Origin of the sequence: Pinibacter soli (genome assembly GCF_029961145.1) — a bacterium.
Classification (GTDB): domain Bacteria; phylum Bacteroidota; class Bacteroidia; order Chitinophagales; family Chitinophagaceae; genus Pinibacter; species Pinibacter soli.
In genome coordinates this window covers 2,749,693-2,766,552 of the sequence record NZ_JASBRG010000007.1, presented here as the reverse complement: position 1 = coordinate 2,766,552, position 16,860 = coordinate 2,749,693, and the positions used below count along the sequence as shown (strand labels likewise).

The following is a 16,860-nucleotide window of genomic DNA, read 5'->3' as shown; positions in this document are numbered from 1 at the left end:
GCTAGGAAAGGTTTAATGATCAATGGTTTAGTGCACCCCTTGTAAACAAAGTTCTGTCTAATTGATATTGAACGCTACGGTGTTACAACGCTTTTTTATACGTAGTTGTACGCATTGTTACGCAGCATAAGTACTGCTATTTTTCCTCCATCGTTGCACTACATTTCCGGCATTAATTTTTTATCTAAAAATTTTTTTATGAAAAAAATGTTCTTTTTTTCTATGACTGTGCTCGTTGCTATTGCTTTTTTATTTTTAGGCTGTAGCAAGGATGTGCAGGAAAAAGAAATATCCGTCGACCGTAGCAACGTTACAAAACACATCATTCCGCTAAAGCTTGCAAACTCGTACACAAAGAAATTCAAAACAGTGTATGATAAATATACTCAGTCATCTCAAGGTGCGATGAAAAACGCAAGTATAGGAACATCCACAAGTGCAGGATGTGCTCTTGATCTGCCTATTGCAGAATCTTTTAACAGAGATGTAATCGCTCTCCTGTTGAATCAAAAGGATGCAACTGGTGGCGTAGCAGCCGGTATTCGCATGTATTACGGCATCAATGAAAATAACGAAGTTTGTCTTGTGTTGACACCTTATGACAATAATGGCAAAGACATCATTAACAATTTGTCGAAGTCGGCACCTGTGGCGATTAGGATACCCGGCATCAGTACGGCATCTGCACAGATTGATGACCCGGATGATGGAACTGTGATTGAAAGAGGACAGCGTTGTCCTACAGTTTGTGATATAACAAGTCCATTGATGACACCATAGAACTCGTAACACATGAGAAGAACACTCTTTTTATTTATACAAAGTAACTCGATTTTACTGCCTCTTATTCCGGGCCTGTTACGCTTTCCCTACATAGAGAAGAGCTACAGGCCCTTTATTGTGCTGCTGTTGATCGGTTTCATTAATGAAATCCTCAGCTTTATTTCCATTAACATTTTTAAAACAAACGAAGTATCGTCCAATCTTTACCTTTTAGTAGAGGCAATGTTTTTATTTTATCAGTTCCATGTTTGGGGATTTTTGAAATCCAAAGACAAAGCCTTTTATTTATTTACCGGCGTGTTTGCTATTATGTGGATCATCGAGGAAATATTGTTTGGTCAAATAACCAGCAACAGTCGCATTTTTGTGATCAGTTATTCTTTTGCCGTAACGCTTCTCGGCATTAATCAAATCAACTACATTATTATCCACGAAGACAGACGTCTACTGCGCAATGGAAGGTTCATTCTCTGCATTGGCTTCATTATTTTTTATATTTACCAAATATTGTACGAAGGTGCATTGTATGTAAACCCTTATCTTGATGACAATTTTGAAACAAGTAACCTGATCATTTTATTTTTCGGGAACTTGAATTTCTTTGTTAATATTTTATATGCAATAGCAGTTTTCCTGATTCCGGAAGAAGCAAAACTTCCGTTTACATTAGAAAAGCTGAACAATATGGAAAGGGGTTGAAATGGATTCTCAACATTTATACACTATCGTAACGATAGCAATACTGGTAGCCATTATTATATTGTTTTTCGTTACGTCAATCGTTATGTACCACAGGCGTTATGTAGCACTGCAAAAAGAAAGGATTTTTGCAGAGATCACTATGCAGGAAAATGAACGCAAACGGATCGCCACAGATCTTCACGATGGCATTGGCCCACTTTTGTCAACCATTAAACTGAACATAAACAGTATTGATGTTGTTGAAGAAGGCGACAGGCTCATTGTCAGCAAAGCAGGAAAACATATTGATGAGATCATTAAGAGTATGCGACAGATATCGTACAATCTGTTGCCAAACACTCTTGAGCGAAAAGGATTGATAGAGGCGCTTAAAGAATTTGTGGAGCATACAAATGAAAATAAAGCACTACAGGTGCATTTGCAGATCGTACAATACTTTGAAGTGCCTCCGGAAAAATCTATCCATATATTTCGTATGTTGCAGGAGATTGTACACAACACCGTTAAACACGCGAAAGCCCAAAACCTGCAAATAGGTTTGGGTGCCGAAGGAAATCATATTTTGATTTTAACGAAAGACGATGGCTGCGGTTTTGATCCTTTAAAAGAGAGAGATAAATTATCCGGGGGGCTGGGACTAAAAAGTATCGAAAGCCGTGCAGAAGTTTTGAATGCTAAAATGGTAATGGATACCCAACCATCAAAAGGAACTAGCTATTTTATTAAGATACCTATATAATGTCTCTGAACCACAACCAGATTAAATTAGTAATTGCAGACGACCATGAGATCTTTAGAGACGGGTTAGCGCTTATGCTGGGCAAGCAACCTCATATAGAGCTTGCGGCACAAGCTGAAGATGGAAATGAACTTGTGGATATGGTGAAAAAATACGAGCCCGATGTTATTCTCACCGACATCAAAATGCCACGTCTCGATGGTATTGCTGCCACCCAGGAAATTCTGAAATTATATCCCGCGGCCAAGATCATTGCGCTTTCTATGTTTGATGAAGAAAGCCTTATTGTTGACATGCTGGAAGCCGGTGCCAAAGGCTATTTGCTAAAGAATGCCGATAAGCAGGAAATACTGGATGCAATAACAGAAGTCTACAACGACAAAGTTTTTTACTGTCGTCATACCTCGGCAAGACTTGCCAGCTTAATTGTAAAGAGCAAATTCAATCCGCATAAAAAGCAGCAACTTCCTGTTTTTACTGACCGCGAAAAAGAGATTATCAAACTCATTTGCAAACAACTCACTGCGCAGGAAATAGGCGAACAACTATTTCTTAGCAAAAGAACAGTTGAAGGTTATCGCATAAAAATTCTCGAAAAAATGAGTGTGAAAAACACCGCAGGAGTGGTGGTGTACGCGTTGAAAAATAATTTGATTAGTGAGGAAGAACTTTTGTGACAATTAAGAATTAAGAATTAAGAATGCTTTATGGTTGAGTATTTCTAATTATTAGGAGGCTTCTTGTTAAACAGAAGTAATGACATTTAAAAATAGCATCAGCCCGCACACAAAGAATTCTTAATTCTTAATTTTTAATTCTTAATTGGCCTACAGGCTCATCATTTCTTTAAACTTCACCGTCTGTCTTCTGCTTACTTCAATTTTTTCAGCGCCTTTCAATTCGAGTAGCAGGCCACCATTGAAATAAGGTTCGATCTTTTCGATCATGCGAAGGTTTACAATATGTTTTCTGTTTGCGCGGAAAAAAACTTTCTCATCAAGTCGTTCTTCCAGGGCATTCAGCGATTTTAATATCAAAGGCTTGTTTGGCCCAAAATATACTTTCGCGTAGTTGCCTACGCTTTCAAACAATCTTATCTCGCTCAGTTTTACAAACCAGCAACGTTCTCCATCTTTTACAAACACCTGATCGTTCTCGCTAAGCAAACTCTTGTTTGTATTCTCAGAAGAAATTTGCATTTCTTTTTCCTCAGCGTTTTGCAGTTTTTGCACCGCATCAGCAAGACGCTTCGGTTCGATTGGCTTCAGCAAATAATCTAAGGCATTTACTTCAAATGCTTTTAATGCGTACTCATCATATGCAGTGGTGAAAATTACATAAGGCACACGGTTGAGTTCTGAGAGCATTTCAAAACCCGTTTTTCCCGGCATTTGTATATCAAGGAAAATAAGATCCGGATTCAGCGATTCAATTTTTTCCAAACCTTCATTGGCATTTGCAGCCTCTGCCACCACTTCAATTTCAGGAAAATCAATCAACAGTTTTTTAAGTTCTGTTCTTGCCAAACGTTCGTCGTCAATTAAAACAGTTTTGATCATAGTTTTTTTAATTGAAAGTTGAAAATTGAAAGTAGGAAATTGAGTTAAGTGCTGAGAAATGCCTTCAAGGCAACATCTCATTTTCAACTTTCAATTTTCATTTATATTATTGGTATCAGCACCCTCGCTTCCACCGTGTTGTTATTTACTTCACTAATGCTAAAGTTAGCTTTATTCCCGAAAAGAAGATGAAGTCTGTTTTGTGTGCTTGTTAAACCGAACCCTTCGCCGCCAATCTCGCCATCCAGTTTGCCCGAGTTCTGAACGATCATCTCGTGGTTGGTTCCTTTAAAGTCAGAAATAATTTTCACTGTGCCTCCATTCATTTGCTTGCTGATGCCGTGTTTGATGGCATTTTCAACGAGCGTCTGTAACATCATTGGTGGCACAGGCTGATCAAGTGTATCATCGTTGATCAGGTATTCCACCTGTAAGCGATCTTCAAAGCGGATGTGTTCAAGCGCCAGGTAATCTTTTACAATGTCAAGCTCTTTCTGGAAGGGCACCGTTTCAGATTTATCAGTTTTCATGCTACTGCGCAACAGGTTGCTTAGCTCCGTAATTGCCTGTCTTGCTCTTCCTGGATTTTCATCGATCAATGCTCTTATGCCATTTAATGCATTAAAAATAAAATGAGGGTTGATATGCGATTTGATAGTCTTAAGTTCGAGTTCCTTTACCAAAGACTCCAGCTTCAATGTATCAACTTCCTGCTTGCGGCTTTTTTCAATGTAGTGATAGAAGTAGTAAATGATTACCCAGGGAATGATGAAGAGGCCATTGTCAAGAGTAGATGCCAGAAGGCGTGTAGAGAAAGTAATTTTTTTTGCAGTGTCAACAAGGTTAAACATGTTCACAAGACCCAGGTAAAACAAGCTGAAAAGGAAACTGGTAACGACCACGGTAAGTGCTAATCGCGGCATCACCTTTTCTACCGGAAGTAGTAACCATCCAGATCTGCGAATAAAGGTTCTGAGTAAATGTGTGGCGAAAATTCCGGAGAAGAAAAGAAGCAACAATCTAAAAAAGAAACGATTAGTGAGTTCCTTTTCAAAAGTGTAGGCAAAAAAGATCATGGAAAGAGTAACCACACCCCATCCGGCTATCTGGCAGAACCAGTAGTATTTAGAACTTTTATTCAACATAAGGCAAAGCTAGTTATAACGGTCACCTAAGATAAAGGATTTCTATTAATGGCTAAATAGCTGGGCTTAACGGGCTGTGGAAAGGTACAAGAACTGCTACTGGGTAAATTAGCATGCGTAAACCGTTGATTATCTCTCAATTCTTATTAACTTTCCGTTGCTACACTAAAACTTATCAATGACAAAATTCATTAAACAGCTTGCAATCTGTTTTTTGGGGATAGGCTTATGCCATAGCTGCATCAAAAGCGCACCACTAAGCCCCGAAGCAGATATAGAAACTTTTTCCATCGATCCCAACTATCTCGACGTCAATAAAATATCCATTGATCAGATTAACAAGACCATTCTGTTGTATGTTAAAGTCGACTCGTTAAATATCCGGATCAAACCGGTAATTGCCATCACAAAAGGAGCGAGTGTTAGTCCCGCATCCGGCCAGGCAGTGGCTTTCAGTCAACCCGTTCAATACACCGTAACTTCCGAAGACGGAAAAAATCATAAAACTTATACGGTGAAAGCCGTTGCTGTACCGGGGTTTTCCTATGAGTTTGAAAACTGGCAACAATTAGGAACAGGTACACGGTTGTACGAACATCCCGTTGAGATGGCGGGCACTGTTACCGAGCCGGTGTGGAGTTCGGGCAATCCGGGATTGACTATTGTCACGGATCCTCCTTACCCAACGCAGAAAACAACGGACGGTTACCAGGGAAATTATGCGGCGCAGATAACCACCATGCCAGGAACCGTTGTGTTTGGAGCGGGTGCGCCGATGGCAGCCGGTTCGCTTTTTCTCGGCACATTCGAAACCAATATAAGCGAGCCCCTAAAATCAACAAAGTTCGGGCAGCCGTTTGCAAAAGCTAAAAGACCGGTCCGTTTTACCGGCTATTATAAATATACGCCCGGTTCTACTTATTCACAGTTTTCCATTGTCAATGCACAAATCACTTCAACTACAATCTCCGGAGCGCAAGATAGTTGTGCAATCTACGTGATCGTTTTTCGCGGCAGCGATCCACTCGATGGCACCAACGTAAGCAATTCCAGCAGAATCATAGCAAGGGCAGAAATGAAACAGGGGCTTCCCGCAGCTGCTTACACGGCATTCAACATTCCGTTTGAGTACTACGATAGCAGCATCGATTGGAAAAACGAAAACCTTTTGTTCACCGTGGTATTGTCTTCCAGTAAGGGCGGAGGTCTGTATCGCGGTGCTTTGAATAGCCAGTTAAAAGTCGATCATTTAGCTGTCGTTTGCGAAGACGTTCCTTAATCAACACTAACTCTAATGAGAAAAAAATTAAAGAAATATTTTTTGTTGTTGAGCCTTGTTTCCAGTGGTGTTGCGGTTTTTGGTCAGGAAAAAGAAATTGAGTTCAAACCGGAATTCAGAAAATATATTCTGATTGGCTACAACTTTGGTGGAACCGTACCAGCGCCAATGCCCAACACAGTTCGCAAGGTCAATGCGTGGTGGCCACAGTTTAATCCGTCGATCGGCTATGAAGTAGACTATGTGTTTAACGAAAAATGGGGAGTGGGCGGTGCGCTCAAAATTGACTACAAAGGGATGGGCATAAAAAGTGAAGTGATGTATATGCACACCTCCGTTGACATTAAGCAAGGTGATAAAGCCGGAAAGTTTGAAGGCTTGTTTGTAGGCCATAACAAAACCATTGTGAATAATGGTTATCTGACACTGCCTGTACATGCTATTTATTATCCGGATAAAAATTGGAAGACACAGCTGGGCGTGTATTTCGGTTATTTATTCCACGCTGGATTTAGTGGTGAAGTGACCGATGGTTATATCCGCACACCCGACGCGATGGGAGAGAAAATAGCTGTCGATACGGCAATTTTTAATTTTGATAATGAGCTGAGGAAATTTGATTTCGGCTTACAGGCGGGCGCCGAGCGCAGGATCAACAAGAAAATATCAGTAAACGGTAACTTAAGCTGGGGATTATTATCTCTGTTTCCAAAGTCGTTTCATGGGATGGACTTTAGCATGTACAATGTTTTTTTTACCCTGGGGATAAGCTATAAGTTATAAGGGGAGATTATGAGTTTAGAGTTGTAAGTAACGAGTTTGCTGTAACGTGTTGATAAACAGTTCGGTAGTCTACTACAAGCTTTAACAATAAATGTTGTCATAATTGTCGTCGAACGTCTTAAAAATATGATCTTTGCAAATTCTGAAAAATTGATAAGTACTGGATATCTTTAATGTATAGATCGAAACATGGAAATTAAACCTGGGCCCATATTAGCGAAAATTGATTCTCCGGCAGACCTGAAAAAGCTGGGCAGAGAACAATTAAATCAAGTGTGTGATGAATTGCGCCAATACATTATTGATATTGTAAGCGTACATGGCGGGCACTTCGCTGCCAGCCTCGGCGTTGTGGAACTTAGCGTAGCGCTGCATTACGTTTTCAATACACCTTACGATCAGTTGGTGTGGGACGTAGGTCACCAGGCTTATGGTCATAAAATACTGACCGGCCGTCGCGATAACTTCTATACCAATCGCAAATACAACGGCTTGAGCGGATTTCCCAAAAGAGGCGAAAGCGAATACGATACTTTCGGCGTTGGTCACTCTTCTACTTCCATTTCTGCCGCTTTAGGCATGGCCATGGCAGCGAAATACAAAAAGGAAGACAGAAAATCTGTTGCTATTATCGGCGATGGATCCATGACTGCCGGGCTTGCATTTGAAGGTATGAACCATGCAGGCGTTGCTGATGCGGACATGCTGATCATCCTGAATGATAACAACATGAGCATCGATCCAAACGTAGGTGCGCTCAGGGAATATCTTACAGACATTACTATTTCTCCAACATACAATAAGTTCAAAGACGATATTTGGAAAGCGCTGGGCAAATTGCCGGTGGGTAAAACATTTACCCGCGAAATGGCAAGCAAGCTGGAACACAGCATTAAGAGTTTTTTGAGCAAAAGCAGCAATTTGTTTGAATCACTTAACCTGCGCTACTTTGGGCCAATCGATGGTCACAATATCACTAAGTTGGTAGATACACTGGAAGACCTGAAAAAAATTCCGGGGCCTAAATTACTACACGTCCTCACCGTAAAAGGAAAAGGATATTCACTGGCAGAAAAAGATCAAACAAAGTGGCATGCGCCTGGTTTATTTGATAAGATCACTGGTGAAATTTATAAGAAGAAATTCGACACACCTCAACCGCCGAAATACCAGGATGTATTTGGCAATACAATTGTTGAGCTGGCAGAAAAGAACGATAAAATATTCGGCATTACACCTGCTATGCCGAGTGGTTCCTCTTTAAAAATAATGATGGATCAAATGCCGGATCGCGCATTCGACGTTGGCATTTGCGAGCAGCACGCAGTTACATTGAGCGCCGGCATGGCAACGCAAGGTATGCGTGTGTTTTGCAATATTTATTCATCGTTTATGCAAAGAGCGTACGACCAGGTGGTGCACGATGTGGCCATACAAAAATTGCCGGTAGTATTCTGTTTGGATCGTGCGGGGCTGGTAGGAGAGGATGGTCCAACGCATCATGGCGCATATGATATTGCGTATATGCGTTGTATTCCAAACATTATAGTCAGTGCGCCGATGAACGAAGCTGAACTTCGCAACCTCATGTACACTTCACAATTGGAGACAAATGAATTTCCTTTTGTGATTCGCTATCCACGTGGAGAGGGAGTAATGCCTGAATGGAAAACGCCCATGGTGGAAATACCAATTGGTAAAGCGAGAAAATTGAAAGACGGCGATGAGATTGCCATCCTTTCGTTTGGCCATCCCGGTAATTTTGCCGCAAGTGCCATTCGCAATTTAAAAGCAGATGGACTTAACCCTGCGCATTATGACATGCGTTTTGCAAAGCCGCTTGACGAAGAAACATTGCATGAGGTTTTCGCAAAATATTCAAAGATCATCACGGTAGAAGATGGAACTGTAGTAGGGGGATTTGGCAGTGCTATTCTGGAATTTATGGCGCAGCACAGTTATAAAGCTGAAGTGAAAATTATGGGCATTCCGGACAGGATCGTTGAGCATGGCACTCCAAAGCAATTGTACAATGAATGTGACTATGATGCCGACGCGATTGCTGATGCAGTACGCGAAATGATGAAAGACAAAGTGAATATCCTGGGATAAGTTTAATATTTCTTTAGCATACTTAAAACTCATATGTTAAGCCTGTTACATGTAGCAGGCTTTTTAATTTGTCCTTTTTAGAAACATATTTGTCCTTTTGTGGATATCAGGCTACTAAAGATTACAAAACTTTGCCGTTCACCTAGTAGTTTGTTTATGGCCTCGAATATAACCTTTACGCTTTCTTGTGAACAAGGCATCCAATGTTCTGAAGAAAGACAAATCATAAATATTCAGTCTGATAATGACACGCAGTCATCAGATTATTCCTCCGGATGGAGCGAGGAGGCAAATCATTTTTTCAGATTGGAAGAAGGCTTTTCTTTAATCGTTTCCAAATTTTACTGTGCAGGTGAAGTCGTATTTAGCAAGGAGGCAGCAGATGACAATACAATTATTATCTGCTATGAACTAAGTGCCGATCCGATAAAATATGAGTTGGAAATCGATGGCCTTTCTGTAACAAAGCAGATTCTTCAGAACAATGTGCTTACTTTCTCCAATGCGTTAACACTAAAAATATTACCTCTGGCAAGTTCCAGCATGCACCATTTATGGCTCGTTTTAACCAAAGATTGGTTAAAAGAGAAAACAAGACTTATTATGGCCGACAATCCGGACAAAATAAACCAATTGTTTGCGCTGAAAAAGAAATTCAGCTTGCGCAAATCTTTGCAGGCAGAATTGTCAGTAGTTCACAATCTGCTCAACTACCCGTTTGCAAATACACAGGAAACGATCGCTCATTTTGAATTGAAGGCTGCAGCAAATGAGTTGCTTGCTGATTATATAAAGAAAGCATTGGCAATAAAGGGTACCTCGGCTGACGAAAAAATAGTGCGACCAGAGATCATGAAATTGCGTGAAATAAAATTTTATATCAGGCAGAATCTTTTACGTGGCACGCCTATCTCGTTACCTGAACTGGCAGACAAGTTTTCCATCAGTGAAGCCAGTTTGAAAAGATATTTTAAAAAATTTGCCAACACTACTTTCTCCGACTTTTACAACAACGAAAGGTTGAAAAAAGCATTCGATGTGATCAGCAATGAAAAGCACAGCACAATACAGGAAATAGCCCATAGACTTGGTTATAAAAACACCTCTCACTTTGCAAAATCTTTTAAGGAGTTCTATAACTTTTACCCCAGTGAGATCAGAAGCCGGTTTTCGGCGTAGGGAAGAGAGGAGATGGTTGTTAGTATGGGAACCTTTGCGTAAGTAGTCTAACAATCGTTCTGAAAAAAATCCTGGAATCTTTTATGGAATCCCCAAAATGCTTTCATCTCTAAAAAATTTTATATGAAACTCCTGAAAAGATTACTCATACTTTTTTGCCTGTTGCTGATCTTTATGTTGTCCGCAACAGCTTTTTATTTTTACTCCATAAAACACATGCCTTCGGCAAATGAAATATTGAAGGCAAATACTTCATACAAAAACAGCAATGCCTTTAAGTTAGTAGTTCCTTCATTGGTCAGATATTCCGCGCAACATAAGATGAGCAACCGGTATATCTTCCTAGTTGACATGCACATTGCATCTGGCAAGAACAGATTTTTTGTCTATGACATTCAGAAAGATTCCATTATTAACAGTGGACTTGTTGCACATGGAAGGTGTAACAAGGAGTGGTTGGAAGGACGTAAATATGGTAACGAAGTGGGCTGCGGTTGCACATCACTCGGGAAATATAAGGTCGGAAACCCTTACAGCGGCCGCTTTGGCAGATCCTACAAATTGTTTGGGCTTGACTCTACGAATAGCAATGCTTTCGAAAGATTTGTGGTTTTGCATCCCTATCAATACGTGCCCGGAAAAGAAGTTCATCCGGCGCCTATTTGCCAAAGTGATGGTTGCCCAATGGTTTCTCCAATATTTATGAATCAGTTGGCTAAATACATTGATTCTTCCAAAGGCCCAATTTTGCTCTACATATATGATCGAACCTGATAAACACTACTTCTTATATACGAAAAGTCCCGGTGCAATGCCGGGACTTGTTCATTACGATCATGTATTTGAAATGAAATATTTACACTGCAAAACTTTCGCCGCATGCGCAAGTTCTTGCCGCGTTTGGATTGCTAAAGAAAAAACCTTTTCCGTTTAATCCATCAGAAAATTCCAAAGTGGTATTTACGAGGTATAAAAAGCTTTTGAGGTCAGTTACCACTTTAATGCCTTTATCTTCGAAAACCTGGTCACCCGGCTTTTGCTCATGATCAAAGTCCATTTTATAACTTAGGCCTGAGCACCCACCGCCCACAACAGAAACACGTAAAAAATATTTTGAAACATCGTTGTCGCCTGCTGTCTCTACCAGTAATTTTTCCACCTTCTCCTTTGCGTTGTCACTTATAAAAATCATACTGCTAAGTTTAATATTTTAATAGGTAAGCTCAAAAAGCTCCTATTGATCAAATTCAAAATTACATTTATTCTTAATTAATGAGGAAAGTCATTTGTTAAACCCCCTCCAATTCACATTTACACAATGGTTTGCACCGTTTTTTCCTTTCTCAGTTTTGCAACTGTTAATACCACTTTTTCAATCACATAATCTATCTCCTCTTCGGTTGTAAATTTTCCAAGACTAAAACGTATACAAGAGCGTGAAAGTTCGTCGCTTATGCCCAGGGCTTTCAATACATAAGACGGCTCAAGCGATGCAGATGTACACGCGGAGCCGGACGATACGGCCACTTCTTTGTTAAACCCCGCTAGTAATTCGTCGCTCCTCAGCCCCTGAAAGGATACATTGCTGATGTGTGGCAAACGATATTCAATGCTGCCATTTACAAACGTGCCATCAAGCTTAAGTAATGATTGCTCAAGCCTATTCCGTAATTTGGCGATTCGTTCTGCATCGGGTTCCATTTCCTTTGCAGCGATCTCTGCCGCTTTACCAAAACCTACTATTCCCGGCACATTCAGCGTTCCGCTTCTCATTCCTCGTTCATGACCGCCGCCGTCCATTTGCGGAGCGACCTTTACGCGAGGATTTTTTCTTCGCACATACAAAGCACCGATGCCCTTGGGGCCGTACATTTTATGCGCAGTAAAAGCCATGAGGTCGATGCCATCTTCGTTGACATTTACCGGAACTTTTCCCATCGCCTGCACTGCATCGCAAAAGAAAATGACGTTGTGTTTTCTTGCCACAGCGCTTATTTCACGAACAGGTTGAAGGTTGCCAATCTCATTATTGGCATATATAACAGCAATCAAAATAGTGGTTGGCTTTATTGCTGCTTCCAATTCGCTAATGTCAATTCTGCCGTCAGCTTTTACAGGCAAATAACTCACTTCGCCGCCCATTTTTTCAATGTGCTTGCATGTATCTAAAACTGCCTTGTGTTCTGTAGCCGTGGTAATAATGTGATTGCCTTTACTCGCATATAAGTCAAAAATGCCTTTGATGGCGAGATTATCTGCTTCTGTAGCTCCTGAAGTAAAAATAATCTCCTGTGTTTCAGCGCCAATGAATGCCGCCAATTGTTCCCGCGCCACCTCAACCGCACCTTCTGCTGCCCAGCCAAACACATGATTACGGCTCGCCGCATTGCCGAAGTTCTCCGTAAAATAGGGCAGCATGGCCTCCACCACTCGCGGATCGCAAGGCGTTGTTGCACTGTAGTCAAGATATATGGGCAATTTGGGCATTCTATAAATTTAGCCATTAAAGCTGTGCCACAAAATTAGTTTAATTGATTTATATAAATAAATGAATAAGTAGGGAGCCAGATGATGCAGATTGGACTGATTTGCGCTGAGTATTGATGGCACACGGATGACACGGATTGGACTGATTTACACGGATTTTATTACGAATGCATGTCGGTTATCAGATGTTAGTTGTAAGGAATGTTAACTATAAGTTTCAGCTTCTTTAAACATTGTAAATAGAATAGTTATCCGCGCAAATCCGTCCAATCCGTGTTATCCGTGTGCCAATTTCTTTATTTTTGATTTATGCGTAAAATCGAACACATTGGGATTGCGGTGAAAAGCTTGTCAACCGCTATTCCACTATACGAAGCCTTGTTGAACACTGGATGTTACAAAACTGAAACCGTTGAAACTGAAATGGTAAACACAGCCTTTTTTCTAACAGGCGAAAGTAAAATTGAGTTACTTGAAAGTGCTGATGAACAAGGAGTTATAGCAAAATTTATTGAAAAAAAAGGAGAGGGGATCCATCATATAGCCTTTGACGTGGCCAATATTTATGCAGAAATGGCAAGATTGAAAGCAGAAGGCTTTACCCTTTTGAACGAAACACCAAAACGCGGTGCAGATAATAAACTAGTTTGTTTTGTGCATCCAAAAGGAACGAATGGAGTGCTGGTGGAGTTATGCCAGGAAATAATTGAAAGTTGAAAATAAATAAAGCATCCCATTTCACGATTGATCATTCACCGTTCACACTATTCGCTTTCCTCTACTTTATTAAGGCCCAGTTTTTCTACTGCTATTTGAGACGCTATTTGAGAGGCGTCTTTTTTATTGTAGGCTTTCCCTTGCGAAATTATTTCGCCATCAACAACCGCACCAATCGTAAACAAACGGCGGCCGCCTTCAATGCGTTCTTCAAGGGTTTCAAATTCCAGGTTTTTGCCGTTCTTGTTCGCCCAGCCGTATAACTTGTTCTTATGGTTAATCTCAAGATTTTCCAGATCATCCATAAACATGTATGGTTGGATAACGCGTAGTAAAACCCAATCTTTCGTTTTTTTGTAGCCTTTATCGAGGTAAACGGCTCCAACAACTGCTTCAAGGGTGTTGCCAAAAATTTGGCTCATTTTAAGCGAGTTGTCGAATTTGTTATAGTAGATAATTTTTTTCAACCCCATTTTTACCGCAACTTCATTTAACGTAGTTCTGTTGACCATTTTACTACGCATCTCTGTGAGAAACCCTTCTTCTTTATAGGGATACTTCTTAAATAAATAATCGGCTACAATACCGCTTAGTATTGCATCTCCCAAATATTCAAGGCGTTCGTTATTGTCTGCAGCACTGTCGCGCACAGAACGGTGAGTTAATGCGGTTTTGTACAGCGAAATATTTCCGGGAGTGAATCCCAAAACATTATTCACTTGCTTTTTAAACGAAGTATTTTTAGCAGAGCTTTTGGAGAAAACGTCGAAAAATCCCACAGACTTTTATTGGTTTATTTACTAAAGGTAAATCCTGTTTGCCAAAAAAAGACAGACTTCTGAAAAAAACAGTGAACCTTGATCTGAATCATGTTGAAAAGACTAAGATTCTTATTCATAGTGCTTTACAATAATCGCCGCATTGTGACCTCCAAATCCGAAAGTGTTGCTCAAGGCTGCTCTTATCGGGCGGGTTTGTGCTTTGTTGAAAGTAAAGTTCAGTTTAGAATCCAGTTCGGGATCATCTGTAAAGTGGTTGATTGTTGGTGGCACGATACCGTGTTTCAGTGCCATGATACAAGCGATGGCTTCAATTACGCCTGCAGCACCAAGACAGTGGCCTGTCATTGATTTGGTAGAGCTGATGTTTAATTTATAAGCGTGCTCTCCGAAAACCTCTCCGATAGCTTTGATCTCAGCGATGTCGCCAAGAGGGGTAGAAGTTCCGTGAGTGTTGATATAGTCGATATCTTCCGGTTGCATGCCAGCATCTTTAAGTGCAGCAATCATTACATTTTTTGCACCGAGGCCTTCCGGATGCGGAGCCGTGATGTGATGTGCATCTGCAGTTGCACCGGCACCTGCTATCTCACAATAAATTTTTGCACCTCTGGCAAGGGCGTGTTCCAATTCTTCTAATACAAGGATACCGGCTGCTTCTCCCATTACAAACCCATCGCGATCCTTGTCGTAAGGGCGGCTGGCTGTTTTAGGATCGTCATTTCTTTCGCTCATCGCTTTCATTGCGTTAAATCCGCCAACGCCCGCCTCGCTGATAACAGCTTCGCTACCGCCAGACAATAAAATGTCTGCTTTGCCAAGACGAAGAAGATTATATGCTTCCATGATGCCGTTTGTGCTGCTTGCGCAAGCGCTTACCACCGCGAAGTTTGGTCCGCGAAGATTGTGCCTCATTGAAATGTGGCCGGCAGCAATGTCCAGGATCATTTTTGGAATGAAGAAAGGATTGAAGCGTGGAGTACCGTCACCTTTAGCAAATTCCATCACCTCGTTTTGGAACGTGATCAATCCACCGATACCGCTACCGAAGATAACGCCGGTTCTGTCTGGATTGACATTCTCTTTAGAAAGTCCCGCATCTGCCATTGCTTCATCACTTGCTACGATAGCCAATTGAGTAAAGCGGTCAATTTTGCGGGCTTCTTTGCGATCCATGAATTGGGTTGGATCGAAGTTTTTTACTTCGCAGGCAAACTTTGTTTTGAATTTGGACGCATCAAATAAAGTAATAGCGTCGGCACCGGAAACGCCGTTAACGAGCCCGTTCCAATAATCATTTAAATTGTTACCAAGCGGGGTAAGGGCGCCAATACCTGTAACTACTACTCTTTTCAGTTCCATTTTAGGTTTGTCTGGATTTAAGATGATTAATCCGCCTTCGAATAACATAAATTATCGAAAGGCGGATTAGTAAAAATTTTGCCTATATTAGGATCTACCGCTAAGACTACTTTGCGTGCTCTTCCAAGTAAGCAACTGCCTGACCAACGGTAGTGATGGTTTCAGCTTGTTCGTCAGGAATTGAGATGTTGAATTCTTTTTCAAATTCCATGATCAACTCCACGGTGTCCAAAGAATCGGCACCTAAATCATTAGTAAAAGAAGCCTCATTTGTTACCTCAGCCTCGTCTACACCTAATTTGTCAACTATAATCTTTTTAACTCTTGTTGCGATGTCTGACATTGTTGTAAAGTTTAGTTACGGGTGCAAAAATATAATTTTTGGTTAAATGGCAATGTTTATGCAGCATTTTGTTCAAAAAAGAAGAAATACAGCAGGAATCGCCGCTTCAACCTTCTTGGCATAACAAGCTTAAATACACGCTGGTTCTAAGTTTTCCAAAAAAATAAAATAATTAATTGCTAACGTTATTTTTTGAAAAATAAGCTCGTTTTAGCGGGAAAATATGAGTACTTTCTCTCTGTATTATAGAAAAATGAGATATTTCAGGTGTATTTGATCGAACCCAATCAAAATTTATGTGACCTTATATTTGTAAATTGCTATTAAATCTGCAGCATGGCTTTAAAACTTATAGACTACGGTTCCAGGGAATATCAGCAAATGGTTCAATTGCGTAATGACGTGTTACGCAAACCACTCGGTTTGTACTTTACCAAGGAGGAGCTGGAAAGTGAAAAAGATCATATTTTGATAGGAGCCTTTGAAGATGACGAACTTCTTGCCTGCTGCATTTTAATACAGGTTGACAAAGAAACAGTGAGGCTTCGCCAAATGGCGGTCCTCAGAAATCTTCAGGGTAAAGGCGTTGGTCGGGCCATTATGATGTTTGCAGAAAAGGTAGCACTGGATCGCGGTTACTCAAGAATGGTTATGCATGCTCGTAAATCAGCGGTTGGGTTTTACGAAAAATTGGGCTACGAAGTAACAAGCAAGGAATTCGTAGAAGTAACCATTCCGCACTTTGAAATGGAGAAACCACTGATCAGCGTTCCGGAATAGTCGGATTTCTTTTCATACTCCAAAAACTACACTACAGATATTATATATAGCAATTCCCTCGACATGCGATGGTTTGTGATGGCGGAGGTAAATACTTTTGTCACTTAAACC

18 protein-coding genes are annotated in these 16,860 nt (G+C 40.7%); 11 read left to right on the top strand and 7 right to left on the bottom strand.

Going from position 1 to position 16,860, the window contains the following annotated elements:
• Nucleotides 1–198 precede the first annotated feature (198 nt).
• From QJ048_RS21580 to QJ048_RS21565, 4 genes are read left to right on the top strand one after another with little or no spacing between them, the layout of a single operon-like run.
• Nucleotides 199–780, top strand: coding sequence for a hypothetical protein (locus tag QJ048_RS21580; protein ID WP_282336513.1), 582 nt, complete (start codon nt 199–201; stop codon nt 778–780).
• A 12-nt stretch (nt 781–792) separates the two neighbouring features.
• The gene (locus tag QJ048_RS21575) at nt 793–1,482 is read left to right on the top strand and encodes a hypothetical protein (RefSeq protein WP_282336512.1); all 690 of its coding nucleotides are present in this window, start codon (nt 793–795) and stop codon (nt 1,480–1,482) included.
• Between the two features lies 1 nt (nt 1,483).
• Complete coding sequence (locus tag QJ048_RS21570; protein WP_282336511.1) at nt 1,484–2,224, top strand: sensor histidine kinase; 741 nt, start codon at nt 1,484–1,486, stop codon at nt 2,222–2,224.
• A complete protein-coding gene (locus QJ048_RS21565; protein WP_282336510.1) occupies nt 2,224–2,901 on the top strand; it encodes a response regulator transcription factor in 678 nt (225 codons plus the stop codon). Before QJ048_RS21570 ends, QJ048_RS21565 begins: the two co-directional genes overlap by 1 nt.
• Nucleotides 2,902–3,051: 150 nt before the next feature.
• Here QJ048_RS21565 and QJ048_RS21560 read toward each other — a convergent pair whose 3' ends face one another.
• On the bottom strand, nt 3,052–3,783 hold the full coding sequence (locus QJ048_RS21560) for a LytR/AlgR family response regulator transcription factor (protein WP_282336509.1): 732 nt from the start codon (nt 3,781–3,783) through the stop codon (nt 3,052–3,054).
• Between the two features lie 101 nt (nt 3,784–3,884).
• Nucleotides 3,885–4,928: a sensor histidine kinase gene (locus QJ048_RS21555; protein WP_282336508.1), complete on the bottom strand. Its 1,044-nt coding sequence runs from the start codon at nt 4,926–4,928 to the stop codon at nt 3,885–3,887.
• Between the two features lie 178 nt (nt 4,929–5,106).
• Between QJ048_RS21555 and QJ048_RS21550 the strand changes: the two genes are divergently transcribed.
• The 5 genes from QJ048_RS21550 to QJ048_RS21530 all read left to right on the top strand — a co-directional run bounded on the left by QJ048_RS21550 (nt 5,107) and on the right by QJ048_RS21530 (nt 11,055).
• The gene (locus tag QJ048_RS21550; RefSeq protein ID WP_282336507.1) at nt 5,107–6,207 is read left to right on the top strand and encodes a PCMD domain-containing protein; all 1,101 of its coding nucleotides are present in this window, start codon (nt 5,107–5,109) and stop codon (nt 6,205–6,207) included.
• Nucleotides 6,208–6,222: 15 nt separating this feature from the next.
• Nucleotides 6,223–6,990 carry a porin family protein gene (locus QJ048_RS21545; protein WP_282336506.1) on the top strand — a complete coding sequence of 256 codons (768 nt, stop codon included), beginning with the start codon at nt 6,223–6,225 and terminating at the stop codon, nt 6,988–6,990.
• A gap of 189 nt (nt 6,991–7,179) precedes the next feature.
• Nucleotides 7,180–9,102 (top strand): 1-deoxy-D-xylulose-5-phosphate synthase, encoded by a 1,923-nt coding sequence (gene dxs / locus QJ048_RS21540; RefSeq protein WP_282336504.1) that lies wholly within the window; start codon nt 7,180–7,182, stop codon nt 9,100–9,102.
• Nucleotides 9,103–9,258: 156 nt separating this feature from the next.
• A complete protein-coding gene (locus QJ048_RS21535; RefSeq protein ID WP_282336503.1) occupies nt 9,259–10,281 on the top strand; it encodes a helix-turn-helix transcriptional regulator in 1,023 nt (340 codons plus the stop codon).
• Nucleotides 10,282–10,404: 123 nt separating this feature from the next.
• Complete coding sequence (locus QJ048_RS21530) at nt 10,405–11,055, top strand: murein L,D-transpeptidase catalytic domain-containing protein (RefSeq protein WP_282336502.1); 651 nt, start codon at nt 10,405–10,407, stop codon at nt 11,053–11,055.
• Between the two features lie 82 nt (nt 11,056–11,137).
• Here the strand turns inward: QJ048_RS21530 and QJ048_RS21525 are convergent, their stop codons facing one another.
• Both QJ048_RS21525 and QJ048_RS21520 read right to left on the bottom strand, forming a co-directional pair.
• Nucleotides 11,138–11,473, bottom strand: coding sequence for a HesB/IscA family protein (locus QJ048_RS21525; protein WP_282336501.1), 336 nt, complete (start codon nt 11,471–11,473; stop codon nt 11,138–11,140).
• A gap of 119 nt (nt 11,474–11,592) precedes the next feature.
• Nucleotides 11,593–12,768: an IscS subfamily cysteine desulfurase gene (locus QJ048_RS21520; protein ID WP_282336500.1), complete on the bottom strand. Its 1,176-nt coding sequence runs from the start codon at nt 12,766–12,768 to the stop codon at nt 11,593–11,595.
• A 309-nt stretch (nt 12,769–13,077) separates the two neighbouring features.
• On the opposite strand from QJ048_RS21520, the gene mce reads away from it, so the two are divergent.
• On the top strand, nt 13,078–13,485 hold the full coding sequence (gene mce / locus QJ048_RS21515) for a methylmalonyl-CoA epimerase (protein ID WP_282336499.1): 408 nt from the start codon (nt 13,078–13,080) through the stop codon (nt 13,483–13,485).
• Between the two features lie 47 nt (nt 13,486–13,532).
• On the opposite strand, the gene rnc is transcribed toward mce, so the two are convergent.
• From rnc to QJ048_RS21500, 3 genes are all read right to left on the bottom strand, one after another.
• A complete protein-coding gene (gene rnc, locus QJ048_RS21510; RefSeq protein WP_282336498.1) occupies nt 13,533–14,264 on the bottom strand; it encodes a ribonuclease III in 732 nt (243 codons plus the stop codon).
• 111 nt (nt 14,265–14,375) lie between these two features.
• On the bottom strand, nt 14,376–15,626 hold the full coding sequence (fabF, locus tag QJ048_RS21505; protein ID WP_282336497.1) for a beta-ketoacyl-ACP synthase II: 1,251 nt from the start codon (nt 15,624–15,626) through the stop codon (nt 14,376–14,378).
• A gap of 106 nt (nt 15,627–15,732) precedes the next feature.
• Nucleotides 15,733–15,969, bottom strand: a complete 237-nt coding sequence (locus QJ048_RS21500; protein ID WP_026751146.1) for an acyl carrier protein — start codon at nt 15,967–15,969, stop codon at nt 15,733–15,735.
• A 336-nt stretch (nt 15,970–16,305) separates the two neighbouring features.
• Between QJ048_RS21500 and QJ048_RS21495 the strand changes: the two genes are divergently transcribed.
• Nucleotides 16,306–16,749 carry a GNAT family N-acetyltransferase gene (locus QJ048_RS21495; protein ID WP_282336494.1) on the top strand — a complete coding sequence of 148 codons (444 nt, stop codon included), beginning with the start codon at nt 16,306–16,308 and terminating at the stop codon, nt 16,747–16,749.
• Nucleotides 16,750–16,860: the final 111 nt, after the last annotated feature.